Annotated in this window: 23 protein-coding genes; 6 read left to right on the forward strand and 17 right to left on the reverse strand. The window is 69.8% G+C overall.

Features of this window, described 5'->3' with window-relative positions:
- Position 1: 1 nt before the first annotated feature.
- Entirely contained in the window at positions 2-1447 is a 1446-nt protein-coding gene (locus PC39_RS00760; RefSeq protein WP_353251446.1) for a patatin-like phospholipase family protein, read from the forward strand.
- A gap of 47 nt (positions 1448-1494) precedes the next feature.
- Here the strand turns inward: PC39_RS00760 and PC39_RS00765 are convergent, their stop codons facing one another.
- From PC39_RS00765 to PC39_RS00795, 7 genes are all read right to left on the reverse strand, one after another.
- Positions 1495-2475, reverse strand: coding sequence for a hydrogen peroxide-inducible genes activator (locus tag PC39_RS00765; RefSeq protein WP_353251447.1), 981 nt, complete (start codon positions 2473-2475; stop codon positions 1495-1497).
- A gap of 10 nt (positions 2476-2485) precedes the next feature.
- Positions 2486-3397 (reverse strand): oxygen-dependent coproporphyrinogen oxidase, encoded by a 912-nt coding sequence (gene hemF / locus PC39_RS00770; protein ID WP_353251448.1) that lies wholly within the window; start codon positions 3395-3397, stop codon positions 2486-2488.
- Between the two features lie 17 nt (positions 3398-3414).
- Positions 3415-3960 (reverse strand): L-threonylcarbamoyladenylate synthase type 1 TsaC, encoded by a 546-nt coding sequence (tsaC, locus tag PC39_RS00775; RefSeq protein WP_353251449.1) that lies wholly within the window; start codon positions 3958-3960, stop codon positions 3415-3417.
- Between the two features lie 143 nt (positions 3961-4103).
- The gene (locus PC39_RS00780; RefSeq protein ID WP_353251450.1) at positions 4104-6416 is read right to left on the reverse strand and encodes a DNA topoisomerase I; all 2313 of its coding nucleotides are present in this window, start codon (positions 6414-6416) and stop codon (positions 4104-4106) included.
- A gap of 257 nt (positions 6417-6673) precedes the next feature.
- Positions 6674-7144 (reverse strand): Smg family protein, encoded by a 471-nt coding sequence (locus tag PC39_RS00785; RefSeq protein ID WP_353251451.1) that lies wholly within the window; start codon positions 7142-7144, stop codon positions 6674-6676.
- Complete coding sequence (gene dprA / locus PC39_RS00790) at positions 7141-8277, reverse strand: DNA-processing protein DprA (RefSeq protein WP_353251452.1); 1137 nt, start codon at positions 8275-8277, stop codon at positions 7141-7143. Before dprA ends, PC39_RS00785 begins: the two co-directional genes overlap by 4 nt.
- Before the next feature lie 164 nt (positions 8278-8441).
- A complete protein-coding gene (locus tag PC39_RS00795; protein ID WP_353251453.1) occupies positions 8442-9578 on the reverse strand; it encodes a LysM peptidoglycan-binding domain-containing protein in 1137 nt (378 codons plus the stop codon).
- An 89-nt stretch (positions 9579-9667) separates the two neighbouring features.
- On the opposite strand from PC39_RS00795, the gene def reads away from it, so the two are divergent.
- The 3 genes from def to rsmB all read left to right on the forward strand — a co-directional run bounded on the left by def (position 9668) and on the right by rsmB (position 12616).
- On the forward strand, positions 9668-10198 hold the full coding sequence (gene def, locus PC39_RS00800; RefSeq protein ID WP_353251454.1) for a peptide deformylase: 531 nt from the start codon (positions 9668-9670) through the stop codon (positions 10196-10198).
- A gap of 97 nt (positions 10199-10295) precedes the next feature.
- Positions 10296-11237 (forward strand): methionyl-tRNA formyltransferase, encoded by a 942-nt coding sequence (fmt, locus tag PC39_RS00805; protein WP_353251455.1) that lies wholly within the window; start codon positions 10296-10298, stop codon positions 11235-11237.
- A gap of 83 nt (positions 11238-11320) precedes the next feature.
- Positions 11321-12616, forward strand: a complete 1296-nt coding sequence (gene rsmB / locus PC39_RS00810; RefSeq protein ID WP_353251456.1) for a 16S rRNA (cytosine(967)-C(5))-methyltransferase RsmB — start codon at positions 11321-11323, stop codon at positions 12614-12616.
- Positions 12617-12692: 76 nt separating this feature from the next.
- Here the strand turns inward: rsmB and hisF are convergent, their stop codons facing one another.
- The 5 genes from hisF to dtd form a co-directional block, all read right to left on the reverse strand.
- Positions 12693-13478 (reverse strand): imidazole glycerol phosphate synthase subunit HisF, encoded by a 786-nt coding sequence (gene hisF / locus PC39_RS00815; protein WP_353251457.1) that lies wholly within the window; start codon positions 13476-13478, stop codon positions 12693-12695.
- 16 nt (positions 13479-13494) lie between these two features.
- Positions 13495-14244, reverse strand: a complete 750-nt coding sequence (gene hisA, locus PC39_RS00820) for a 1-(5-phosphoribosyl)-5-[(5-phosphoribosylamino)methylideneamino]imidazole-4-carboxamide isomerase (protein WP_353251458.1) — start codon at positions 14242-14244, stop codon at positions 13495-13497.
- Between the two features lie 52 nt (positions 14245-14296).
- A complete protein-coding gene (hisH, locus tag PC39_RS00825; RefSeq protein WP_353251459.1) occupies positions 14297-14941 on the reverse strand; it encodes an imidazole glycerol phosphate synthase subunit HisH in 645 nt (214 codons plus the stop codon).
- 30 nt (positions 14942-14971) lie between these two features.
- A complete protein-coding gene (gene hisB / locus PC39_RS00830; RefSeq protein WP_353251460.1) occupies positions 14972-15565 on the reverse strand; it encodes an imidazoleglycerol-phosphate dehydratase HisB in 594 nt (197 codons plus the stop codon).
- 72 nt (positions 15566-15637) lie between these two features.
- Positions 15638-16075 (reverse strand): D-aminoacyl-tRNA deacylase, encoded by a 438-nt coding sequence (gene dtd / locus PC39_RS00835; RefSeq protein WP_353251461.1) that lies wholly within the window; start codon positions 16073-16075, stop codon positions 15638-15640.
- Positions 16076-16379: 304 nt separating this feature from the next.
- Between dtd and PC39_RS00840 the strand changes: the two genes are divergently transcribed.
- Positions 16380-17282, forward strand: a complete 903-nt coding sequence (locus PC39_RS00840; protein ID WP_353251462.1) for a lysophospholipid acyltransferase family protein — start codon at positions 16380-16382, stop codon at positions 17280-17282.
- 13 nt (positions 17283-17295) lie between these two features.
- A complete protein-coding gene (locus PC39_RS00845; protein WP_353251463.1) occupies positions 17296-18390 on the forward strand; it encodes a TRAP transporter substrate-binding protein in 1095 nt (364 codons plus the stop codon).
- A gap of 76 nt (positions 18391-18466) precedes the next feature.
- On the opposite strand, the gene PC39_RS00850 is transcribed toward PC39_RS00845, so the two are convergent.
- The 5 genes from PC39_RS00850 to PC39_RS00870 form a co-directional block, all read right to left on the reverse strand.
- Entirely contained in the window at positions 18467-19843 is a 1377-nt protein-coding gene (locus PC39_RS00850) for a TRAP transporter large permease (RefSeq protein ID WP_353251464.1), read from the reverse strand.
- Between the two features lie 170 nt (positions 19844-20013).
- On the reverse strand, positions 20014-20523 hold the full coding sequence (locus tag PC39_RS00855; RefSeq protein ID WP_353251465.1) for a TRAP transporter small permease subunit: 510 nt from the start codon (positions 20521-20523) through the stop codon (positions 20014-20016).
- Entirely contained in the window at positions 20523-21464 is a 942-nt protein-coding gene (locus PC39_RS00860; RefSeq protein ID WP_353251466.1) for a homoserine kinase, read from the reverse strand. The genes PC39_RS00855 and PC39_RS00860 overlap by 1 nt, the downstream gene beginning before the upstream one ends.
- A 94-nt stretch (positions 21465-21558) precedes the next feature.
- Positions 21559-21864 (reverse strand): tetratricopeptide repeat protein, encoded by a 306-nt coding sequence (locus PC39_RS00865; protein ID WP_353251467.1) that lies wholly within the window; start codon positions 21862-21864, stop codon positions 21559-21561.
- Between the two features lie 65 nt (positions 21865-21929).
- Positions 21930-23339 (reverse strand): TrkH family potassium uptake protein, encoded by a 1410-nt coding sequence (locus PC39_RS00870; RefSeq protein ID WP_353251758.1) that lies wholly within the window; start codon positions 23337-23339, stop codon positions 21930-21932.
- Positions 23340-23374 lie beyond the last annotated feature (35 nt).

Below are 23374 nucleotides of genomic sequence, written 5' to 3' on the forward strand. Positions count from 1 at the left end.
TATGTCGCGCGACGAATGGCAGCGCCCGCCGGTCAAGATCCTGTTGCGGGTGCAGCGCATGGAACGGGCGCTGGTGCGTGCCCGCCAGACGCATCCCGAGGCAATCGCCGAGGGCGATTACCAGCGCCTGCGCTACGTGTTGGCGCTGGCGCGCCTGGACCGATTCGCGCCGCTGGACGAGCGTGGCCGGCACGGCGACGAGGTGACGGTGGACCCGACCGTGGTCGGGCCGTTCCGGGGGCGGGTGTTCCACGCCCTGTTCGAGGCCCTGCGCAACGAGCGCAACACCCGGCAGCGGATCGAAGCCGCCGCCGCGGCGGCGCCGGACCTGGCCGCGGCCGCGGCCAAGACGCGCAAGCGCTTGCTGGAGCGCCATCACAACGAATTCTCCGCGGCGTCCCTGGATGCGGAACTCGCGCGCAAGGCGTTCACCATCGTCGCCGGCGGTGGCGGCGGCGCCGGTTATGTCTACGTGGGCGCATTGGCGAGGCTGCAGGCGGCGGGACTGCGCCCGGACTACATCGTGGGCAGCTCCATCGGCGCGCTGGTGGGAGCGTTCACCGCCGCCGACCCCCAGGGCGAGGCCCAGGACTACCTGGCTTTCGCCCAGTCCCTGAAGAACCGGGACGTGTTCTCGCGTCCCGGCCGTTCGGCCGGCCACACCCTGCCGGGCCTGGTGCGCCTGCACCTGGCGGCGATGCACCGGCGCCTGGACCGGGACGGCGCGCCCTTGCGCATGGCGGACCTGCCGATCCCGTTCGATGCCGTGGTGGGCGGTCTGCGCCGCCGGGTCTATGAGCGGATGCCGGCGCCCATGGCGATCCACCGGCTCAAGTCGGGCCGCGGGCGATCGTTCTCGGACCGGCTGGCGGAGCGTATGTGGCAGCTCACCTCGTTCCTGGGGCCGAACCTGGTCAAGGAAGTGGTGTTCGGTCGTGAGCCCGGCACCGAAGAGACCGCCGTGGTGGACGCGGTGGGCCTGTCGGCGGCGATTCCCGGCATCCTGCAATACGTGCCGCAGGCGCCCGACAAGCGCAGCGAGAAGACCATCCGCGATCTGCGCGAACACTACGACCTGGCCGCCCTGGTCGACGGCGCGGTCGCCAACAATGTGCCCGCGCGCACCGCCTGGTACGGCGTGCACGAGGGCCGCATCGGCACCCGCAACGCCTTCTACATGGCCTGGGATTGCTTCCTGCCGCAGGCCGATCCCCGGCACTGGTGGCTATGGCCGGTGAGCCGGCTGGTGCAATTGCAGATGCCCGGCAACCGGCCCTATTTCGACTGGCTGGTGCGCTTCGATCGCACCCTGTCGCCGGTCAACCTGCTGCCGCAGGCGGACGAGATGGTCCGCGCCTTCGAGTGGGGTTGGGAGGAGATGGACTGGCACCTGCCCTTCGTCCAGGCGATGCTGGCGCCGGTCGAGTGGCATCCCGAGAGGACGTGATTCGTGATTGGTGATTGGTAAAGGGCCTAGCCGTCAGCCTCAACGAATCACCAATCACCAATCACCGTCTCAGGCAATGCCACGAGCGTCCCATCCTCGGTACGGGCCTGCTGCTCCGTGAGCAGGGCCACCCCGTTGAGTTCGCATTCCAGGATCGCCTGTCGCAGGGCCTGGATCGCGCGCGGTCGGGGGAAGCTCTTGCGCCAGACCAGGGCGATGCGTCGCGAAGGCGCCTCGCCGGCGAACGGCCGTGTCGCCAGCAGGGTCTGGTCGTCGTTGGGATCCTCGATCGAGGACTGTGGCAACACGGTGATGCCGAGGCCGCTGGTCACCATGTGACGGATGGTCTCCAGGCTGGAACCGGCGCGCGGCTGGGTGCCGGCGTCCGGCTCGCGGCAGTCCGGGCAGGCCGCGAGCACCTGGTCGCGGAAGCAGTGCCCCGGACCCAGCAGCAGCAGTTCCTCGCCGGCGAGGTCGTTGGGCGCGATCTCGAGCCGCTCGGCCCAGGGATGACCATGCGGCATCACGACCACGAACGGCTCGTCGTAGAGCGGCCAGGTGACCGTGCCGGGCTGCGAGAAGGGCAGGGCCACGACGATCGCGTCCAGCTCGTTGCCGCGCAGTTGCTGTCCCAGCACGCGGGTGAAGTTCTCCTCGATCACCAGCGGCATGTTGGGCGCGGTCTGGCGCAGTTTCGGGATCAGGTTGGGCAGGAGATAGGGGCCCACCGTGTAGATCACGCCCAGGCGCAGCGGTCCCTTCAGCTCGTCGCGGCCCTGCTCGGCCAGCAGTTCCAGGGTGCGGACCTCGGCCAGCACGCGATAGGCCTGGTCGATGATCCGGCGTCCGATCGGGGTTACCCGGGCCTCGCCGCGATTGCGCTCGAACAGCACCACGCCGAGCTCGGCCTCCAGTTTCTTGACCGCCACCGAGAGCGTCGGCTGGCTGACGAAGGCGCGCTCGGCGGCGCGGCCGAAGTGGCGCTCCTTGTCCAGCGCCACGAGATAGCGGAGTTCGGTGAGTGTCATCGGAGCCTTGTCACACCCATTCCCGCGGCTGCAGGAACTCGTCGTAGAGCCGGGCCTCGGGGGAGCCGGGCTCGGGCCGCCAATCATAACGCCAGGCGGCCAGCGGCGGCATCGACATCAGGATGGACTCCGCGCGGCCCTTCGATTGCAGCCCGAACAGGGTGCCGCGGTCGTAGACCAGGTTGAACTCCACGTAGCGCCCGCGCCGGTAGAGCTGGAAATCGCGCTCGCGCTCGCCGTAAGCCGTATCGCGGCGGCGTTCGACGATGGGGGCGTAGGCGGCCATGAAACCGCGTCCCACGTCGCGCGCGAAGTCGAAACAGCGCTCGAAGCCCCATTCGTCGAGGTCGTCGAAGAACAGGCCGCCGATGCCGCGCTGCTCGCCGCGGTGCGGGAGGTGGAAGTAGTCGTCGCACCAGCGCTTGAAGCGCGGATAGACGTCCTCGCCGTAGACGGTGCAGAAATCGCGGATGCGGCGATGCCAGTCGCGCGCGTCCGCCTCGAAGCCGTAGTAGGGCGTCAGGTCGAAGCCGCCGCCGAACCACCAGACCGCGGGCTCGCCCGGTTTCTCCGCGACGAAGAAGCGGACATTGCTGTGGGCGGTGGGGACGTAGGGATTGCGCGGATGGATCACCACCGAGACGCCGGTCGCGAGGAAATCGCGTCCCGCCAGCTCGGGGCGACGCGCGGAGGCGGCCGCCGGCAGCGACTCGCCGGTGATACGTGAATAACCGACCCCGGCGCGTTCGAAGACGGCGCCGTCGGCGAGGATACGGGTGTCGCCGCCGCCGCCCTCGGGGCGGGTCCAGCGGTCGCTGTGGAAGGTGGTCTCGGGTTCGAGCGCCTCCAGGCCGGCGCAGATCTCGTCCTGGAGGGTTTCCATGAAGGCCACGACGGCGTCGGTGTCGGGTTGGCGGCTCATCGGCGGATCACCAATCACTAATCACGGATCACGTCTCCGGTTCGGCCGTCGCGGATGGTGCTGGGCCGGCCCGGGGTGTCGAGGTCGCCGGCCAGGAAGAGATCGACGGCGGCGCCGACCTGGGCGCGGGCCTGCCAGGCGTGGCGTGGCGCGGCGTGGCCGGCCAGATTGGCGCTGGTGGACACCAGCGGGCCGCCGAAGGCGCGGCACAGGGCGGCCGCGACCGGGTGGGCCGTGACCCGCACGGCGAGACTGTCGTGGTCGCCGGTGAGCCACCAGGGCACCTGCGGCGCCGCCGGCAGCACCCAGGTCACGGGGCCGGGCCAGTCCGCCCGCGCGCGCTCGAGCTGGTCCGGGGCAGCGTCCAGGAAAGGCGTCAGCACGGCGGCGTCATGGGTGACCAGGATCAGACCCTTGGCGGGATCGCGTCGCTTGGCGGCCAGCACCCGCAGCACGGCCTCGGGCAGCAGCGGATCGCAGGCCAGCCCCCAAACGCCCTCCGTGGGATGGGCCACCAGACGGCCGGCCCGGAGCAGGCGGACGGCATGCCGGAGGCGCCACATGGGTTACGGGAGACGGGAGACGGAAGACGGAAGACGGAAGACGGGAGCTGGACACGTCGTGTCCGGGCCTGTCCGGAGGATACTCGCCCGGCCGCTGTTCCCGCGTTTTCCGTTTTCCGTCTCCCGTCTCACGTCCCTACGCCTCAGGCCTTCTTGCGAGTCTTGCGACGCCGCCGGCTCTTGCGTTCGGGCGCCTTGGCCAGCAGCTCCTCGCACTCCTCCAGCGTCAGCTCCGCCGGCTCGCGGTCCTTGGGGACGCGGGCGTTCTTCTTGCCGTTGGTGATGTACGGGCCGTACGGGCCGTGCTGGACCTTGATGCCGGCATCCTCGAAATGCCGGATCAGTTTCTTGGCGTCGGCTTCCTTCTTCTCCGCGATGACCTCCAGGGCGCGTTCGCGGCTGATGGTGTAGGGGTCGTCCTCCTTGAGGGAGGCATAGACCTTGCCGAAGCGGACGTAGGGGCCGAAGCGGCCAATGTTGACCTGGATCGGCTCGCCCTCGGGCGTCTCGCCCAGGTCGCGCGGCAGGTTGAACAGGTGCAGGGCCTCGTCCAGGGTGATCTTGTCCATGTCCTGGCCGGGCCGCAGGCCGGCGAAGCGTGGCTTTTCCTCGTCGTCCTTGGAACCGATCTGCACGAACGGGCCGTAGCGACCCAGGCGCACGATCACCGGCTTGCCGGTCTCCGGATCGGTACCCAGCTCGCGGGCCTGGGCGACCTCCTCGCGCGACAAGTCCTTCTTGGCCTCCACCTGCTCGGAGAAGCGCTTCCAGAACGCCTCCAGCAACGGTTTCCAGTCGCGCTCGCCGCGCGAGATCTCGTCCAGCTCGTCCTCCAGGCGGGCCGTGAACTCATAGTCCACGTAGCGCGTGAAGTGATCGGTGAGGAAACGGTTGACGATCTTGCCCAGGGTCGTGGGCAAGAAGCTCTTGCCTTCCATCTCCACGTACTCGCGGTCGAGCAGGGTGGCGATGATGGAGGCGTAAGTGGAGGGCCGTCCGATGTCGAACTCCTCCAGGGTCTTCACCAGGGAGGCCTCGGTGTAGCGCGGCGGCGGCTCGGTGAAGTGCTGGCTGGTCACGATGTCCAGCAGGGCGACGTCCTCGCCCTCGACCAGCGGCGGCAGGCGTTTCTCGTCGTCCTCGTCGGACGGTTCGTCGCGCCCCTCCTGGTAGACCGCCAGGAAACCGGCCTCGCGCAGCACCGAGCCGCTGGCGCGGAAGGTGTGCCGGTCGCCGGCCGTGAGGTCCGCGGCCACGGTGTCGAACACCGCGTGCTGCATCTGGCAGGCGAGGGTGCGCTTCCAGATCAGGTCGTAGAGCCGGGCCTGGTCGCTGGTCAGGTAGCGGCGCATCTCCTCGGGGGCACGCGCGCTGGCGGTCGGCCGGACGGCCTCGTGCGCTTCCTGGGCGTTCTTGGACTTGGCCTTGAACGTCCGCGGCTTGTCCGGCAGCGATTCCTTGCCGTAGCGGCGGCCGATGGTCTCGCGCAGCTCCGAGACGGCCTCGTTGGCGAGGCTCACCGAGTCGGTACGCATGTAGGTGATCAGGCCGGTCGCTTCGCCGTCGATCTCGACACCCTCGTAGAGCTGCTGCGCGGTGCGCATGGTGCGGGTGGCGTTGAAACCGAGCTTGCGCGAGGCCTCCTGCTGCAGGGTCGAGGTGGTGAAGGGCGGCGCGGGGTTGCGCCGGCGCTGCTTCTTCTCGACCTTGGCGACGTGCAGGCTGTCGCCGGCCGCCGCACGCAGGGCGCGCTCGGCCTCCGCCGCGGCGTCGGCGTCGGTGATCGTGAATTGCTCGAACTTCTCGCCGTCGTAGACGTGCAGCCGGGCACCGAAGGCCTGGCCGTCCTTGTCCGCGCGGGCCTCGACCTTCCAGTATTCGCGCGGCTCGAAGGCATCGATCTCGGCCTCGCGCTCGCAGATCAGGCGCAGCGCCGGGCTCTGGACGCGGCCCGCGGACAGGCCACGCTGGATCTTGCGCCAGAGCAGGGGCGAGAGATTGAAGCCGACCAGGTAATCCAGCGCCCGGCGGGCCTGCTGCGCGTTCACCAGCGAATCGGCGATCTCGCGCGGGTTCGCCACGGCCTCGGCCACGGCGTTCTTGGTGATCTCGTGGAAGACGACCCGCTTGACCGCCTTGCCGTCGAGGGCGCCGCGCTCGCGCAGCAGCTCCAGCAGGTGCCAGGCGATGGCCTCGCCCTCGCGGTCGGGGTCGGTGGCGAGGTAGAGGGCGTCCGCCTTCTTGAGGGACTTGGCGATCTTGTCGACGTGCTTGGCGTTACGCTCGATGACGTCGTAATGCATCGCGAAGCCGTGCTGGGTATCGACCGCGCCCTCCTTGGGCACCAGGTCGCGCACGTGGCCATAGGACGCCAGCACCTCGAAGCCCTCGCCGAGATACTTCTCGATGGTCCGGGCCTTGGCCGGCGACTCCACGATGACCAGATTCCGACTCATCCGCGATCCGATTCTCTAGCTGTATGCGAGTGGCGTGTCCGTCTCCGGGCGTCCCGCGGCGGGTGGGGAGCCGCGCAATGGCCCGCGCGGCAGGACACTAGCACAGGCGTTTGCGGGGGCGCTAATGACGGAAACCGGCTCGGGTGTCCTCGGCGGCGCCCCGGAGACACCGCAGGGGCGGTGACGGTCGGCCGCGAAAACGGTTGTGCCGTGACAGTCCGGGAGCCGGCGCTTTCGCGGGCCGGCGGCACCCCGGGCTAATGCGCGAGGTCGTCGTCCTCGGCCAGCAGCAGGGCTTCCATGTGGGCATACGCGGTGGGATCGGCCTGGTTGGACAGGACCATCATCACCACCCACTTGAGCTGTTCCACCTCGATCGGCTCGCCGTCCTCGTCGGCCAGGGCCAGCAGCCGGTCGATCACGATCTCGCGCGTGGCGCCGTTGAGAATGCCGTGCTGCTGCAGGCGCAGGAGATAGCCCTGGCAGGCGGAGGACAGGCGCTCGCCCTCGATCTCCGAGTACAGCCGCAGGGCGCCGTCGCCGGGCGCGGCGACGAGCTGCTGGCGTTGGACATCGGTGCCGCGCAGCCAGGCGAAGGCGTCGTCGACCTCTTCCGGCAGGAAGCCGGCGGCGTCGAGATCGTCGCGCAGGCCGCTGTCGTCCTGGACTTCGCCCAGAGGGTAGTGCTCGAAGAGGTAGAGCAGGACGTCGAGGAGATTTTCGTTCATGAATCGTCCGAAGCACCCGCCGCCCGGGCGTCGCCGGTGCGTTGAAATGCGCCCTCCGAGGTGGGCGCCACCAAGCCCCGCAGCTCCATGATCAGGAGCATGGAGGATACCGCCTCCGCGGTCAAACCGGTGCGCTCGACCACCGTGTCGACCGTGGCCGGGCCGCCGCGAAGGGCGTCCAGGAGGCGACGATAGTCGTCGTCCGGCGCCGTTCCGGTATCGGTTTCCGCGGCGCGCCGCGGCGGGTTTTCCGGCGCCGGCGCGAGTTGCGGTGCGATCTCTTCCAGGATATCGGCCGAGGATTCTACCAGCTTAGCGCCTTCGCGGATGAGACGATGGCAACCGCGGGCCAGGGGATTGTCGACGGCTCCGGGCAGGGCGAAGACCTCGCGTCCGGCTTCCAGGGCCAGGCGGGCGGTGATCAGCGACCCGCTGGTGCGCGCCGCCTCGACCACCAGGGTGCCGACGCAGAGGCCCGCGATCACGCGGTTGCGGCGCGGGAAGTGGCCCGGCCGCGGCTCCGTGCCCGGCACGAACTCCGAGACCAGCAGCCCGCGCGCGGCGATGCGCCGGGCCAGGTCCCGGTTGCGCGCCGGGTAGACCCGGTCCAGGCCGGTGCCGCAGACCGCGATGGTCATGCCGTCGGCTTCGAGCGCGCCCTCGTGCGCCGCGGTGTCGATACCGGCGGCCAGGCCGCTGACCACGGCGAACCCCGCCCGGGCCATGGCCGCGCCGAAATCGCGGGCGTGGGCGAGGCCGGCGGGCGTCGGATTGCGGCTGCCGACGATGGCGAAACCCGGCACGGCAAGCAGGTCCGTGTCACCAAGCGCGAACAGCCACGGCGGCGGCTGGGCGCTGTCGCGCAGCGCGGCGGGATAACGGGGATCGTCGCGGGTGATCAGGTCGGCGTCGGGACGTTCGAGCCAGGACCGGTCGCGGGCCAGCGCCGCCTCGTCGGGGTGTGCCATGGCCTCGCGCGCCGCCGCCGGGACGCCGGCCTCCCGCCACGCAGCGGGGCCGGCGGCGAGCACGGCCCCGGCATCGCCGTAACGGTCGAGCAGACGCCCCGCCAGCGTGGCGCCCAGGCCGGGGGCCCGGGCGAGGGTCAGCCAGGCGTCGGTGTCGCTCGGCATGATTCCCCGGGAGAGGGAAGACGGCGAGGGCGAAAGGAGGAAAACGGGAAACGGGAAACGGGAAACGCAAGAAGGGATATGCCTGAGGCGGACAAAGTGGGGGCTCCCCGCGCGTTTTCCGTTTCCCGTCTCACGTTTCCCGTCTTCCGTCTTCCGTCCCGGCATCATTCCGGCGGTCGGACGATGTCCCCGATGTTGATCGCGCGGGTCGCGTGCATGATCAGGCCGAAGCTGACCCGCTCCTCGGTCTTGAACACCAGCAGGGTGCCGGCCTCGACCGGCGGCAGCGTCAGGCGTTCGCCCGTGACCGGATCGCGCGTCTTGCGGCCGCGCTTGTCCACGTCCAGCACGTGGCCCGGGGCCAGTCCCTGCCGGGCGCCGCGGTTCAGGGTCACGATCTGGTACTGCCCGATCTCGCCGACGCCGTCGTAGACCGAGATGATCACGCCCTCGATGTCCTCGTCCGGCGCATGCGGCTGGAAGTCGGTGGTGAGCACGGTCTCGTCCAACGGCAGCAGCCGGTCGCCGACCAGGGCCTCGCGGTAGCTGCGGGTGATGCGGCCGGTGCTGATGTCGCCGAACTCCTGGATCTCGAGCCGGCCGATGGGGATCGCCTCGTAGCCCAGGAACTCCCCGGTCTCGGGATCGACGTAGGTGTCGCCGGGGCGGACCATGCTCAGGCGGCGGCCGTCGGACGGTTCGGCGCGGCGCACATACAACCGGTTGCCGCTGCCGCCGATCAGGTGCTCGTCGAGGAATTGCACCACGTAGGGCGCCTCGGCCAGTTCCTCCTCGGTGACCAGGCGCGGTCCCTGGAGGAACTGACGGATGGCCTCGATGGGGATGGTGGGCACGGCCGCGTCCAGCGGCAGTTCCCGGACCTTCGGCGAGAGCCGTTCCACGCGGCGGAGTTGCGGCCGGCCGTCCTCGGTCCAGACCAGCTCCAGCACGTCGCCGGGGTAGATCAGATGGGGGTTTTCGATGTCCGGATTGGCGTACCACAGCTCGGGCCAGTACCACGGGTCACGCAGGAAGTGCTCGGCGATATCCCAGAGGGTGTCGCCCTTCTTCACGACGTAGCGCAGCGGGGCGTCGTCGCGCAGGGGGATGTCGTCGCGGCCGATCCCGCCGGCGGGTTTCTCCGGTTCGACGGTGCGCGCCGGCGCTCGGGCCTCGACGCCGCCGGACGCCTTCTCCGGGCCGGTGTCGGTCTTCGGCGCCGGCCCGGCGCAGGCCGGCAGGAGTGCCGTCGATACCAGCAAGGCCAGGAATCCGCGGCTGCCCACGTTATACTTATGCATTCCGTCTTCTGCCCCTCGAAGAACCAGGCCGCGTTGAGTGCGGCAAGCCCAACTTTAGCAGCTACGCAACCGAAAAGAAGGCTAACGCCATGGCAGTCCTCGAGATTCTGCATTTTCCCGATCCCCGGCTGCGCGAGGTCGCGCAGCCCGTGGAGGAGATCGATGCGTCCCTGCAGGATTTTATCGACGACATGTTCGAGACCATGTACGACGCGCCCGGCGTGGGGCTCGCCGCCACCCAGGTGGGGGTCGCCAAGCGGGTGGCGGTGATGGATTGCTCCGAGGACAAGGACGAGCCGATCGTTATGATCAATCCCGAGATCATCGCCCGCGAGGAGCCGGTGGTGGTGGACGAGGGCTGTCTGTCCGTGCCGGATCACTACGATCGCGTGAACCGCCACAAGAAAGTGACCGTGCGCGCCCAGGATCGTCACGGCGAGGTTTACGAGCTGGAGGGCGAGGGTCTGCTGGCGCAGTGCATCCAGCACGAGATCGATCATCTCGACGGCGGGCTCTATATCGACCAGCTCTCGCGTCTGAAGCGCGAGCGCATCCGGCGCAAGCTGGAAAAGGCCAGGCGCCACAGGGGTGAGACGGAAAACGTGAGACGTCAGACGTGAAGGATCATCGGCACGACGTGGCAGTCACGACCGCGAACGGCACGGTCTCTCTCTCCGGCGTTTCCCGTTTCCCGTTTCCCGTTTTCCATCGTGTCCAATGCGCATAATCTTCGCCGGCACTCCCGAGTTCGCGCTGCCCAGCCTCGACGCGCTGGCCGCCAGCGGTCACAAGCTGCTGGGCGTGCTTACCCAGCCCGACCGGCCCGCCGGCCGTGGCCGGCGGCTGGCGCCGTCGCCGGTCAAGCGCCGTGCCGGGTCCCTGGGGCTACCGGTATGGCAGCCGGAGACCCTCAAAAACCGGGCCCTGCAGGACGAGCTGGCCGCATTGCGCCCGGATGTCATGGTCGTGGTCGCCTACGGTCTGCTGCTGCCGCGCGCCGTGCTCGCGCTGCCTGTCCACGGCTGCGTCAATGTCCACGCCTCGCTGCTGCCGCGCTGGCGCGGGGCGGCGCCGATCGCGCGCGCCATCCTCGCCGGCGATCAGGAGACGGGCGTGACCATCATGCGCATGAACGCCGGCCTGGATACCGGCGACATTCTCCTGCAGCGCGACTGTCCGATCGACGCCGAGGCCACGGCCGGCGATCTCCACGACCGGCTCGCCGAACAGGGCGCCACGCTGCTGCTGGAGGCCCTCAACGGCCTGGCCGCCGGCCGCATCGCGCCGGTGCCCCAGGACGATGCCGAGGCCTGCTACGCCCCGCGCCTGGACAAGGCCGAGGCCGCGGTGGACTGGACCCGTCCGGCGGAATACCTCGCCCGCGCGGTACGCGCCTTCAATCCCTGGCCGGTGGCGCACGCCGATCTCGACGGCCAGCGGGTCCGCATCTGGCGGGCGCGGGTGGCTTCCGGCACGGTCGACGCCGCGCCCGGCACCATCGTCGCGGCCGGGGGCGACGGCATGGACGTGGCCACCGGCCGCGGTCAGCTCCGGATACTCGAGCTGCAGTGGCCCGGCGGCCGCCGGATCGCCGCGGCCGACGCCGTCCACGGGCGCGACCTGGTGGGTCGGCGATTCGGGGGCGGCGATGGCGCTTGAAGGGGCTCGGGCGCGGGGACGGTGCGGCCGGCCCCGGGGGCGGCAGTCACCAGTTGCCGGTTGCCGGTTTCCGGAAAAAAGGCATGGCCGCGGAGGGGGTTGAACCGCGCGTGGCCGCGGCGCGCGCCGTGGCGGCGGTGTTCCGCGGCCGCAGCCTGGACGCGGCGCTGGCCGCGGAGCGGGCGGCGTTGCACACGGCGCCGGACCGGGCCCTGGCGGCGGCGCTTGCCTACGGGGTGCTGCGCGACCGGCGCGCGCTGGAGGCGATCGCCGGTCGGCTGTGGCGGAAACCGCCCAAGCCCGTGGTGGCGGCGTTGATCCTGGCGGGGCTGTATCAGCTCCGCAGCATGCGCGTGCCGGCCCATGCCGCCGTGCACGCCACCGTGGACGCCGCCGGGCCGCTGGGGCAACCGCGTGCCCGCGGCCTGGTCAATGCCCTGTTGCGGCGTTACCAGCGCGAGGCGGAGACATTGGAGGCCGCGGCGGACGGGCCGCCGGCGGTCCGCGAATCCTACCCGGACTGGCTGGTCGAACGCCTGCGCGCGGATTGGCCCGATCGCTGGCGTGAATTGCTCGCCGCCGGCAACCGGCCGGCGCCCATGACCCTCCGGGTGAATCGCCGGCAAACGACGCCGGACGCCTATCGGGAGCGCCTGGATGCCGCCGGCATCCGGGCTGCGCCGCATCCGGCCGCCCCGGATGCCCTGGTGCTGGAACGCCCGTGCCCGGTCGAGGACCTGCCCGGTTTCGGCGCGGGCCATGTATCGGTGCAGGATGCCGCCGCCCAGCTCGCGGTCCCGTTGCTGGACATCCAATCCGGCATGCGCGTGCTCGATGCCTGTGCCGCGCCCGGCGGCAAGGCCGCGCACTGTCTCGAACGGATCGACTGCGAACTGCTGGCCCTGGACAGCGACGGGCAACGGCTCGCCGCGGTGCGGGAGACATTCGACCGCCTCGGGTTGCGCGGCGAAACCCGCGAGGCCGATGCGACCCGCCCGGACGACTGGTGGGACGGCCGACCCTTCGACCGCATCCTGCTGGACGCGCCGTGCACCGGCACCGGCGTGATCCGGCGCCATCCCGACATCAAGTGGCTGCGCCGCGAGACGGATGTCGCCGCGTTGGCCACCCGGCAGCGGGCGCTACTGGAGGCGCTATGGCCCTTGCTGGCGCCGGGCGGCGTGCTGGTCTACGCCACCTGCTCGGTGCTGCGGGCGGAGGGTGCGGACACGGTCGCCGCCTTCCTGGCCGACACGGAGGACGCCGCTGAGGAGGCCATTGCCGCAGACTGGGGCGAGGGCGACACCCTCGGTCGCCGGATCGCGACCGGCGAGGCGGATATGGACGGCTTCTATTATGCCCGCCTTGTTAAGACGTGATCCGTGATTGGTGATTTGTGATTGGTTGGGAAGAGGGGGCTACGCTCTTTGCCAATCACAAATCACCAATCACGATCTACCTATAAAGGGGATCGCGCACCACCACCCCGCGCTCGGCCAGGTAGCCCTTGGCCTGCTGGATGGTGTAGGTGCCGAAGTGGAAGATGCTGGCGGCGAGCACGGCGTCGGCGTGGCCGACCTCCAGGCCGTCGTGCAGATGCTCCAGGGAACCGACGCCGCCGGAGGCGATGACCGGGACGTCCACGGAATCCGAGATCGCGCGGGTAAGCTTGAGGTCGAAGCCGGCCTTGGTGCCGTCCATGTCCATGCTGGTCACCAGCAGCTCGCCGGCGCCGTTGGCGACCATGCGCTGGGCCCATTCCACGGCGTCGATGCCGGTGGAGCGGCGGCCGCCGTGCGTGAATACCTCCCAGCGCGGCTCTTCCTTTTTCTTGTTCACGCGCTTGGCGTCGATCGCCACGACGATGCACTGCGAGCCGAAGCGGTTGGCGGCCTCGGTGACGAAGTCCGGGTTGGCGACCGCGGTCGTGTTGATCGAAACCTTGTCCGCTCCGGCCGAGAGTAGCCGCCGCACGTCGGGCGCGCTCTTGACGCCGCCGCCGACGGTCAGCGGGATGAACACCTCGCCGGCGACGCGCTCGACCACATCGACCAGGGTGTCGCGCGCCTCGTGCGACGCGGTGATGTCCAGGAACACCAGCTCGTCGGCGCCCTGCTGGTCGTAGCGGCGGGCGATCTCCACCGGATCGCCGGCGTCCTTGATGTCCAGGAAGCGGACGCCCTTGACCACCCGGCCCTTGTCGATATCCAGGCAGGGGATGATGCGCTTGGCCAGTGTCATTCGGTCTCTCCGGGGGTCACGCGGCGCCGCCGCCGGTGCGCTCGGTCACGACCTTGCGCGCCTCGGCGAAATCCAGGCCGCCCTCGTAGAGCGCGCGGCCGATCACGGCGCCGGCCACGCCGTCCTCCTCGGCGTCGCATAGCGCGGCGATGTCGTCCAGGCAGGTCACGCCACCGGACGCGATCACGGGGATCGTCAGGGCGCGCGCCAGGGACCGCGTGGCCTCGATGTTGAGGCCCTGCATCATGCCGTCGCGGCTGATGTCGGTGTGGATGATGGCGACCACGCCGTCGCGTTCGAACTGACGCGCGAGGTCGTCGACGTCGTGATTGGAGAGCTTGGACCAGCCCTCGATCGCCACCTTGCCGTCGCGCGCGTCCAGGCCGACGATCACGTGACCCGGAAATTCCACGCCGATGTCCGCCACGAAGTGCGGCTCGGCGACCGCGCGGGTGCCCACGATCACGAATTCGGCGCCGCGCTCCAGGTAGGTCTCGATGGCGTCCTCGTCGCGGATGCCGCCGCCGACCTGCACCGGCACCTTGCCGCAGGCGCGGATCACGCGCTCGATCGCGCGCTTGTTGACGGGCTCACCGGCGGTGGCGCCGTCCAGGTCCACGACGTGGACGCGTTCGGCGCCGGCGGCGACCCAGCGCTCGGCGACCGCCGCGGGATCCTCGTCGAACACGGTCACGTCGTCCATGCGGCCCTGCCGCAGGCGTACGCACTTGCCGTCCTTGATGTCGATTGCCGGGATGAGAAGCACGCTCTCCTCCATTCGCTAATGGCTTCTGTTGTCGCTCGGCTCGGTGCCGGCCTCAGGCTCGTCCGTCCCAGTCCAGGAAGTTGGCCAGGAGCTGCAGGCCGGCCGATTGGCTCTTCTCCGGATGGAACTGCACGGCGAACACGTTATCGCGCAGGATCACCGAGGCAAAGCGCAGGCCGTACTCGGTGCTGCCGGCCACGTGCCGGTCGTCCTCGGGCACCACGTAATAGCTGTGCACGAAATAGAACCAGCTCGCCGGGGCGATGTCCTTCCACAGCGGATGGCTGCGCTCCTGGCGCACCTGGTTCCAGCCCATGTGCGGAATCTTGCGGCGCACGCCGTCGGCGAAGCCGTCCGGGTCGGGAAAGCGCACGGCCTCGCCCGGGAAGGCCCCCAGTCCTTCCACGCCGCCGCTTTCGGCGGAATAGCTCATCAGCACCTCGATGCCGAGGCAGACGCCCAGTAGCGGCTTGGTGCCGAGCTGCTCGCGCAGCATCGCGTCCAACTCCAGGCGGTGCAGTTCCGCCATGCAGTGTCCGATGGCGCCGACGCCCGGCAGTACCAAGCGGTCGCACTTGGCGAGCTGATCGGGATCGTAGTTGATCTCGATCTGCTCGTCGGAGGCGACGTACTGCAGCGCCTTGGCAATCGAGTGCAGATTGCCCATCCCGTAATCGATGATGCCCACCGTGGCCATGGCGAGAATATTCCGGTTGAGATGCTCGGGCTAGAGCGAGCCCTTGGTCGAGGGTGTGGCGTCGCCCACGCGCGGGTCCGGCGTCACGGCCACCCGCAGCGCGCGGCCGAAGGCCTTGAACACCGTCTCGGCGATGTGGTGCGCGTTGCTGCCGCGCAGGTTGTCGACGTGCAGAGTGAGCCGGGCATGGTTGACCATGCCCTGAAAGAACTCGCGCACCAGGTCGACGTCGAAGCTGCCGATCCGCGCCCGCGGGTAGGTCACGTCGTATTCCAGGCCGGGCCGGCCGGAGAGATCGATCACCACGCGGGACAGGGCCTCGTCCAGCGGCACGTAGGCGTGGCCGTAGCGGGTGATGCCGCGCTTGTCGTCGACCGCCTCGGCCAGCGCCTGGCCGAGCACGATGCCCACGTCCTCGACGGTGTGGTGATCGTCGACCTCCAGGTCGCCCTCGGCGCGCACGCGCAGGTCGATCAGCCCGTGGCGGGCGATCTGCTCCAGCATGTGATCGAAGAAGGGAATGCCGGTGGCGAGCTCCGCCTCGCCGGTCCCGTCGAGATCCAGGGCGAGCGCGATGCGGGTCTCCCGGGTTTCACGCCGGATGTCTGCGGTACGGGCGGTCATGTCAGTCTGGACGGGCCGAATCGGCGGACATGATACGACGGGAGGACGCCCGAGGCTATAGCCGCCGCGGGATCAGCCCTCCAGCCAGAAAGTGACCGGGCCGTCGTTGACCAGGCTCACCTGCATGTCGGCACCGAATCGGCCCGTGGCTACCGGCTCGTGGCGGGCGCGTGCCGTGGCCGCCAGACGTTCGAACAGGGATCGGGCGACCTCGGGCGGCGCCGCCCCGGTGAAGCTCGCGCGCCGGCCCTTGCGGGTGTCGGCCGCGAGCGTGAACTGCGGCACCAGCAGCAGGCCGCCGCCGGTCTCGGCGAGTCCCAGGTTCATGCGCCCCGCGCTGTCGGGGAAGGCGCGATAGCCGAGCAGTCGCTCGGCGAGCCGGTCCGCGTTGGCCTCGCGGTCGGCGGCGGTGACGCCCACCAACACCGCCAATCCCGGGCCGATCGCGGCGATGCATTCGCCCTCGACAGTTACCCGGGCCTCCGTGACGCGTTGCAATAAACCAATCATGTAAGAAAATTCGTACAGAAATTATCGTGTAACGCCTATGCCCCGGCTGGGGTAGCTGTGAAAGCATAGCCCATAGCGCAACCAGGGAAACGGACTCCAGGGAGGGTCGAGGTTGCGTGCCGGAGGGGTCCAGGGATGGATGCACGGACACTGGGTCGGGCACGGGACTCGCCTCGACTCGGACGCCTCCAAAAGCCTAGCACGGCTCTGACTCGCCCGGCGGCTCCGGTCGCCGGGCATTTTATTGCCTGTCCGCCTGCCACTTTCCCCGTCCCGGTTCGCCCGGACGCGCTAAAATCCACGCGTGACCGAGAGTACTTCCGACGCCGAACCCGCGCCGCCCCGCTGGTTGCGCCTGCTCGCCCGGCTGCCGCTGCCGGCGTTGCACGCGCTGGGTACCCTGGCCGGCTGGCTGTTGTGGTACCTGCCGACCGCGCAGCGCACGCGCACCCGCCTGCACCTGTCCCGCTGCTTCCCGGATTGGGGCCGGCGCCGCCGCCGTCGCGTCGGCCGGCGCTCCCTGGTGCATCTCGGACGCGCATTCGCCGAGAGCGCGCTGCTCTGGTTCGGTCCCGCGGACCGTGTCCGGCGGCTCGTGCGCCGGGTCGAGGGCGAATCCCTCTGGCGCGAGGCCCTCGCCGCCGGCCGCGGTGTGGTGCTCATGACCCCGCATCTCGGGAGCTGGGAGCTGGCGGGGTTGTACTGCGCGGACCGCGCGCCGATAACCTCCCTCTACAAGCCACAGAAAGGCTCGCTGGATGCCGTGATCAAGCGTGGCCGCGAGCGCTTCGGGGCACGGCTGGTGCCGAGCACGGGGGGCGGCGTGCGGGCCCTGCTGCGCACGCTGCGCGCGGGGGAAAGCGTGGGCATCCTGCCGGACCAGGATCCGCCGCGCGGCAGTGGCGAGTTCGCACCGTTATTCGGCATCGTCGCGCACACACCCGTGCTGCCCGGACGCCTGGTCACCCGCGCCGGCGCGCCGGCGCTGTTCGTCGTGGCCGAGCGTTTGCCCCGGGGGCGCGGGTTCGCCCTGCGCTTCGAACGGGCGCCGGAGGCGATGGCCGATCCCGACCCGGCAGTGGCCGCGACCGCGCTCAACGAGGGGCTGGAACGGCTGGTGCGACGGCTGCCGGAGCAGTACTACTGGAGTTATGCGCGCTATCGTCGGCGGCCGCCGGGCGAGCGGGGCGACTGGTACCGACACTGACCGGGAGAGAGGCATGAGACGACGCGACTTGATGCTGGGCCTGGGGGCGACCGGCCTGCTGGGCGCCTGCGGACGCGAGAGCGGCGCGGCGGACACACAAGCCGCGCGCGGCGAGACATTCCGCTGGCACATGGTCACGACCTGGCCCAAGAACTTCCCCGGCCTGGGCACGGCCGCCGAGGCGCTGGCCGAGCGCATCGGCGCGATGTCGGACGGGCGCCTGACCGTGAAGGTGTACGGGGCCAGCGAGCGGGTGCCCGCCATGGAAGTCTTCGACGCGGTCTCCGGCGGCGCCGCCCAGATGGGCCACGGTGCCGCCTACTACTGGAAGGGCAAGTCGCCGGCGACGCCGTTTTTCACCACCGTGCCCTTCGGCCTGGCGCCGTGGGAGATGAACGCCTGGCTGCACTACGGCGGCGGCATGGAACTCTGGCGCGAGCTGTATGCGGATTTCGGCCTGGTACCGTTCGACGCCGGCAACAGCGGCGTGCAGATGGGCGGCTGGTTCCGGGAACCGTTCGCGGATCTGTCGGAACTGCGTGGCCGCAAGATGCGCATCCCCGGCCTCGGCGGCGAGGTCATGCAGCGGCTGGGCGTGACCACGGTGAACATCCCGGGCGGCGAGTTGTTCACGGCCATGCAGACCGGCGTGATCGATGCCCTGGAATGGGTCGGGCCCTACAACGATCTCGCCTTCGGCCTGCACAAGGTCGCCAAGCACTATTACTACCCCGGCTGGCACGAGCCGGGCTCCGCGGTGGAGCTGATCGTCAACGCCGACGCCTGGGCGTCGCTGCCCGCCGATCTACAGGCGGTGGTGGAGGCGGCCTGCGCCGCCACCGGCGCGCGCATGACCGCCGAGATCGGCGCCCGCAACCAGCAGGCCCTGCGCACGCTGGTCGACGAGCACGGCGTGCAACTCCACGAGTTCCCGCCGGACGTGCTCGACGCCCTGCGCACGGCCAGCACCGAGGTCCTGGACGAGCTGACCGCCAACGACGCCTTCGCGCGCCGGGTGTACGACTCCTATCGCGCCTTCGCCCGCGAGGCCGCGGCGACCACGCGGCGGCACGAGTTGGCCTATTTGTTGGCGCGTCGTGATCCGTGATTGGTGATTCGTGATTTGTGATTCGTTGGGAAGAGGGGCTTACGCTCTTTGCCAATCACCAATCACCAATCACCAATCACGGATATAGCAACCCAGGCAACCAGGTCGCCAGCCCCGGCCATAGCGCCAGCAGCGCCAGTGCCGCGAGCTGCAGGCCCACGAAGGGCGCCGCGCCGCGGTATATGGCGCCGGTCGAGACTTCCTCGGGTGCCACGCCGCGCAGGTAGAACAGGGCGAAGCCGAAGGGCGGCGTCAGGAACGAGGTCTGGAGGTTGATCGCCATCATCACGCCCAGCCAGACCGGGTCCAGGCCCATGGCCAGCAGCGCCGGGCCGACGATCGGGACCACCACGAAGGTGATCTCGATGAAATCCAGGATGAAGCCCAGCAGGAACATCACCACCATCACCAGCAGCACGGCCCCGACCGTGCCGCCGGGTAGATCCTGCAGCAGCCCGCGCACGGCATCGTCGCCGCCGTAGGCCGAGAATACCAGCGAGAACAGCGACGCCCCGACCAGGATCAGGAAGACCATGCTGGTGATCCGGGCCGTGTTGCGCGCCGTCTCGCGGAGGGTGGCCAGGCTCGATGCGCCGCGCGCCGCGGCCAGCAGCATCGCGCCCGCGGCGCCGAGGCCCGCCGCCTCCGTGGGCGTGGCCACGCCGGCCATGATCGAGCCCAGCACCGTGCCGATCAGCAGCAGGGGCGCCAACAGACCGCGCATCAGGGTGCCGAGGCCGCCGCGGGTGGCGGCGCGGGCCCCCGCCTCCAGCGCCGGCATCGCCTCGGGTCGGCGCCAGGCGGTTACCGTCAGGTAGCCGGCGTACAGCAGCACCAGGAACAATCCCGGCAACAGGGCGCCGGCGAACAGGTCGCCCACGGAGACGGTTTCCACCGCGAACACGCCCATGCTGTGCTGGGCCCGCTGGTAGGCGGAAGCGAGCACGTCCCCGAGCAGGACCAGCACGATCGACGGCGGGATCACCTGGCCCAGCGTGCCGGCGGCGCAGATGGTGCCGCTGGCCAGGGCCGGATCGTAGCCGCGCTTGAGCATGGTCGGCAGCGACAGCAGGCCCATGGTGACCACGGTGGCGCCGACGATGCCGGTGGCCGCCGCCAGGAGGGCCCCCACCAGGATCACGGTGAAACCCAGGCCGCCGCGCAGCGGCCCGAACAGGGCGGCGACCGAGTCCAGCAGTTCCTCGGCGATGCGCGAGCGCTCCAGCATCACCCCCATGAACACGAACAGCGGCACCGCCACCAGGGTGTCGTTGGTCATGGTGCCGTAGAGCCGGCTGGGCAGGGCCAACAGCTCGGCATAGCCGAAGACGCCCGCCGCGGCGCCGCCGAGCCCGAACAGCAGGGCCGTGCCGCCGAGCGCGAACGCCACCGGGTAGCCGGTGAGCAGCACCGCGCAGGCGGCCAGGAACATCAGCCCCGCGACCCATTCCATCAGGCCGGCCCGGCTTGATTACTGGTTAACCACAGAGACACAGAGCTCACAGAGACAAGAATGGCTGGAATCGGGAGGGGAGCGCAGGTGAAGACAAAAGATACCGTGCCTTTCACAAGCAATCGCATTTCTTTCTCTGTGCCCTCTGTGTCTCTGTGGTTCATGGATTTTTACTCGCGGCGACTGAGAACACGTAAGGCGTCGCCGGCCTGGACCAGGGCGGCGGCGGCGAGCTGCGCGGCGGCGACCGGGATCAGGGTCTTGAGCAGGTAGACGAAGGGCAGGCCGTCCGGGCTGGGCGAGGTCTCCAGCAGCGCCCAGGAAGCCGCCACGTAGTCCAGGCTGGCCACGAACACGAACACCGCCATGGGCAGCAGCAGACACAGGCTGCCGAGCAGGTCCACCCGGGCCCGCCCGCGTTCGCCCCAGCGCCGATAGAGGATATCCACCCGCACGTGGCCGTCGTGCTGGAGGGTGTGGGCGGCGGCCACCAGGAAGACCAGGGCGTGCAGGTAGAGCACCGCCTCCTGCAGGGCGGTGGCGCCGATACCGAAGGCGTGGCGCAGGATCACGACGCCGACCACGCCGGCGACCATCGCCACCGTGAGCCAGGCCACCGCGCGGCCGAGGGCGTCGTTGACGGCGCGCAGCGCCGACAGGACGGCGGCCGCGGTTCGCATCACGGCGTCAGCGGCGGCGGCGATTCGCGATGCGCGGCGAGGATGCGGCCGAAGGGCGCCGGGTCCTTGGTATGGGTGACGTCGCCGTCGCGCGGGAAGTGGTAATCGTGCAGCCGCGATACCCAGAAGCGCAGGGCGGCGGCGCGCAGCATGCCCGGCCAGGCCGCGTGCTCGGCCGCGGTGAACGGCCGCCGGCGGGCGTAGGCCGCGGACAGCATCTTCCAGTGCGCTTCGAGATAGTCGCCGTCGTCGTCCAGACACCAGTCGTTGCAGACCACGGCCAGGTCGAAGAGCAGGTAGTCGGTGCAGGCGTAGTAGAAGTCGATCAGCCCCGAGACCGTGTCGCCCTCGAACAGGACGTTGTCACGGAACAGGTCGGCGTGGATCACCCCGCGCGGCAGGTGCGAGAGATCCAGCTCATGCTGGAAGGACAGCTCGCTGTCCAGCAGAGCGAGATCCTCGGCGTTCAGGCGCTCCGCCAGCCGGCCGCGCGTCGCCGTGAGCCAGCCCAGGCCGCGGGCGTTGGCCTGTTCGCGCGGGAACGAGCCGGCGGCGTGGTGCATGTCGGCAAGCACCGTGCCCAGGGCGGCGCATTGCGGCACCGAGGGACGCTCCTCGCTGGCGCCGTCCAGGCGGTATACCAGTGCCGCGGGCTTGCCGGCCAGGCTCGACAGGAAACCGCCGTCGCGCCGCGTCACCGGGTGCGCGCTGGGCACCCCGCGCGCGGCGAGGTGGTCCATGAGCTCCAGGAAGAAGGGCAACTCCGCCGGCGTCAGCCGCTCGAACACGGTCAGCACCCAGTGGCCGCCGGTGGTGTCGACGAAGTAGTTGGTGTTGGTGATGCCCTCGGATATGCCGCGGTAATCGCGCAGCGTGCCGACATGGTAGTCGGCCAGGAAGGCCTCGAGCTGCTCGGGTTCGATGCGCGTGTAGACGGACATAACGGTTAGAGGCAAGAGGAAAGGGGAAAGAGCAAAGCGGCGAAAAGAGCGGCGACGCTCTCGCGGGCGGGGTCTTTCTTCGCGCTTGTCTCTCTCATCTTTGTAAACGCTTCCGGAATACGCGCATCTCCTTGGCCGCTTGGTTGTCGCCACGCGCCTCGGCGGTCGCGATGCCGCTGTCGAACGCCGCGGCCGCCGCCTCCGTGTCGCCGGCGGCCGCCAGGGCCTTGCCGTACAGCTTCCACGCGGCGGAATACTGCGGGTCCTGTTCGACCGCGGCCCGCAGGTGCTCGGCGGCCTCGCCGGGCCGTTCCTCCTTGAGGTAGACCTCGCCCAGCGAGAAACGCAGCAGGGGCGTGTCCCTGCCGCCGGCCAGCATCTTTTCCAGGTCGTCGCGCATGCCCATAAAGGCGGGGAGTTTAACTTATTGGAAGACGGAAGACGGAAGACGGGGGAGGGTATCTGCTAGCGACGCCAGAAGGCGGGCGTCAGCACTACCAGCAGGGTGAAGATCTCCAGCCGCCCCAGCAGCATGGCCAGGCACAGGATCCACTTGCCGGCGTCCGGCACCGCGGCCATGTTGGAGGCGACCTCGCCCAGCCCCGGTCCCAGGTTGTTGAGGCAGGCGGCCACCGCGGAGAAGGCGGTCAGCTCGTCCATGCCCAGCGCGAGCATGCTCAGGAACATCACGATGTACAGGCCGACATAGACCGAGAAAAAGCCCCACACGGCCTGCGAGACCTGCGACGGGATCAGGCGCCCGCCGAGCTTGATCGGCATCTCCGCGCTGGGATGCACCAGCCGGTTCACTTCGCGCAGGCCCTGCTTGAGCAGCAGCGTGAAGCGAACCACCTTGATCCCGCCCGCCGTGGAGGCCGCGCAGCCGCCCACGAAGCTGCCCAGCAGCAGCATCATCGGCAGGAAGCTCGGCCAGACCGAATAGTCGGCCGTCGTGAACCCGGTGGTGGTGCCGATCGACATCACCTGGAATATGCTCTTGATCAGCGCGGCCTCGGGATCGGAGTAGGTCCCGGAAACGAACAGGAACAGCGCGCTCACGCTGGTCGCGAGCAGCACCAGCAGGCAGAAGGCGCTGAATTCGGGATCGCGCCCGTACGGCATGACGCTGGCGCTGCGCCAGGCGGCGAAGTGCAGGGCGAAGTTCAGGGCCCCCAGGAACATGAATACCACGGCGATGGTCTCGATCAGCGCGCTGTCGAAGTGGCCCATGCTCAGGTCGTGGGTGGAGAAGCCGGCGGTGGCGACAGTGGAAAAGGCGTGCGCCACGGCGTCGAAGGGTTGCATCCCGGCGAGCCAGTAAGCGCCCACGCAGGCCGCGGTCAGCCCCACGTAGATCAGCCACATGGCCTTGGCGGTCTCGCGGATGCGCGGGGTCAGCTTGTTGTTCTTGATCGGGCCCGGCGTCTCGGCGCGGAAGAGCTGCATGCCGCCCACGCCCAGCATCGGCAGCACCGCCACCGCCAGCACGATGATGCCCATGCCGCCCAGCCACTGCATGAGCTGGCGCCAGAACAGGACGGCGTGCGGCAGCGTGTCCAGCCCCGTGAGCACGGTGGCGCCGGTGGTCGTCAAACCGGATACGGACTCGAACACCGCGTCGGTGAACGACATCGCGGGGGCATCGGCCAGGTACAGCGGCACCGCGCCGAACAGGGACAGCACCGCCCAGAACAGGACCACCACGAGGAAGCCGTCGCGCAGCCGCAGGTCGCGGCGCACACGGCGTACCGGCAGCCACAGGATCAACCCGCCCAGCAGGGTGATGCAGAAGCCGGACAGGAAGGCGTCGACTTCGCCGTCGCCGTAATGCACGCCCACCGCCGCCGGCGCCAGCATGGTGGTCGAGAACATCATCAGCAGCAGGCCGACCACCCGCTGTGTCACGGCGA

The organism is Salinisphaera sp. PC39, assembly GCF_040361335.1.
Classification (GTDB): domain Bacteria; phylum Pseudomonadota; class Gammaproteobacteria; order Nevskiales; family Salinisphaeraceae; genus APNM01.

What these genes read in the sequence shown, in the direction of transcription:
- rsmB (WP_353251456.1), top strand. Translation starts at nt 11,321, where the DNA reads ATGGCCGCGGAGGGGGTTGAACCGCGCGTGGCCGCGGCGCGCGCCGTG.
- tsaC (WP_353251449.1), bottom strand. Translation starts at nt 3,960, where the DNA reads ATGTGGCGCCTCCGGCATGCCGTCCGCCTGCTCCGGGCCGGCCGTCTG.
- PC39_RS00865 (WP_353251467.1), bottom strand. Translation starts at nt 21,864, where the DNA reads ATGCGCGACGACCTGGAAAAGATGCTGGCCGGCGGCAGGGACACGCCC.
- def (WP_353251454.1), top strand. Translation starts at nt 9,668, where the DNA reads ATGGCAGTCCTCGAGATTCTGCATTTTCCCGATCCCCGGCTGCGCGAG.
- PC39_RS00785 (WP_353251451.1), bottom strand. Translation starts at nt 7,144, where the DNA reads ATGAACGAAAATCTCCTCGACGTCCTGCTCTACCTCTTCGAGCACTAC.
- PC39_RS00780 (WP_353251450.1), bottom strand. Translation starts at nt 6,416, where the DNA reads ATGAGTCGGAATCTGGTCATCGTGGAGTCGCCGGCCAAGGCCCGGACC.
- hisF (WP_353251457.1), bottom strand. Translation starts at nt 13,478, where the DNA reads ATGACACTGGCCAAGCGCATCATCCCCTGCCTGGATATCGACAAGGGC.
- PC39_RS00760 (WP_353251446.1), top strand. Translation starts at nt 2, where the DNA reads ATGTCGCGCGACGAATGGCAGCGCCCGCCGGTCAAGATCCTGTTGCGG.
- hisB (WP_353251460.1), bottom strand. Translation starts at nt 15,565, where the DNA reads ATGACCGCCCGTACCGCAGACATCCGGCGTGAAACCCGGGAGACCCGC.
- fmt (WP_353251455.1), top strand. Translation starts at nt 10,296, where the DNA reads ATGCGCATAATCTTCGCCGGCACTCCCGAGTTCGCGCTGCCCAGCCTC.
- PC39_RS00855 (WP_353251465.1), bottom strand. Translation starts at nt 20,523, where the DNA reads ATGCGAACCGCGGCCGCCGTCCTGTCGGCGCTGCGCGCCGTCAACGAC.
- dprA (WP_353251452.1), bottom strand. Translation starts at nt 8,277, where the DNA reads ATGCCGAGCGACACCGACGCCTGGCTGACCCTCGCCCGGGCCCCCGGC.
- hisH (WP_353251459.1), bottom strand. Translation starts at nt 14,941, where the DNA reads ATGGCCACGGTGGGCATCATCGATTACGGGATGGGCAATCTGCACTCG.
- PC39_RS00845 (WP_353251463.1), top strand. Translation starts at nt 17,296, where the DNA reads ATGAGACGACGCGACTTGATGCTGGGCCTGGGGGCGACCGGCCTGCTG.
- hemF (WP_353251448.1), bottom strand. Translation starts at nt 3,397, where the DNA reads ATGAGCCGCCAACCCGACACCGACGCCGTCGTGGCCTTCATGGAAACC.
- PC39_RS00860 (WP_353251466.1), bottom strand. Translation starts at nt 21,464, where the DNA reads ATGTCCGTCTACACGCGCATCGAACCCGAGCAGCTCGAGGCCTTCCTG.
- PC39_RS00850 (WP_353251464.1), bottom strand. Translation starts at nt 19,843, where the DNA reads ATGGAATGGGTCGCGGGGCTGATGTTCCTGGCCGCCTGCGCGGTGCTG.
- PC39_RS00765 (WP_353251447.1), bottom strand. Translation starts at nt 2,475, where the DNA reads ATGACACTCACCGAACTCCGCTATCTCGTGGCGCTGGACAAGGAGCGC.
- PC39_RS00870 (WP_353251758.1), bottom strand. Translation starts at nt 23,339, where the DNA reads ATGATGTTCTCGACCACCATGCTGGCGCCGGCGGCGGTGGGCGTGCAT.
- dtd (WP_353251461.1), bottom strand. Translation starts at nt 16,075, where the DNA reads ATGATTGGTTTATTGCAACGCGTCACGGAGGCCCGGGTAACTGTCGAG.
- PC39_RS00795 (WP_353251453.1), bottom strand. Translation starts at nt 9,578, where the DNA reads ATGCATAAGTATAACGTGGGCAGCCGCGGATTCCTGGCCTTGCTGGTA.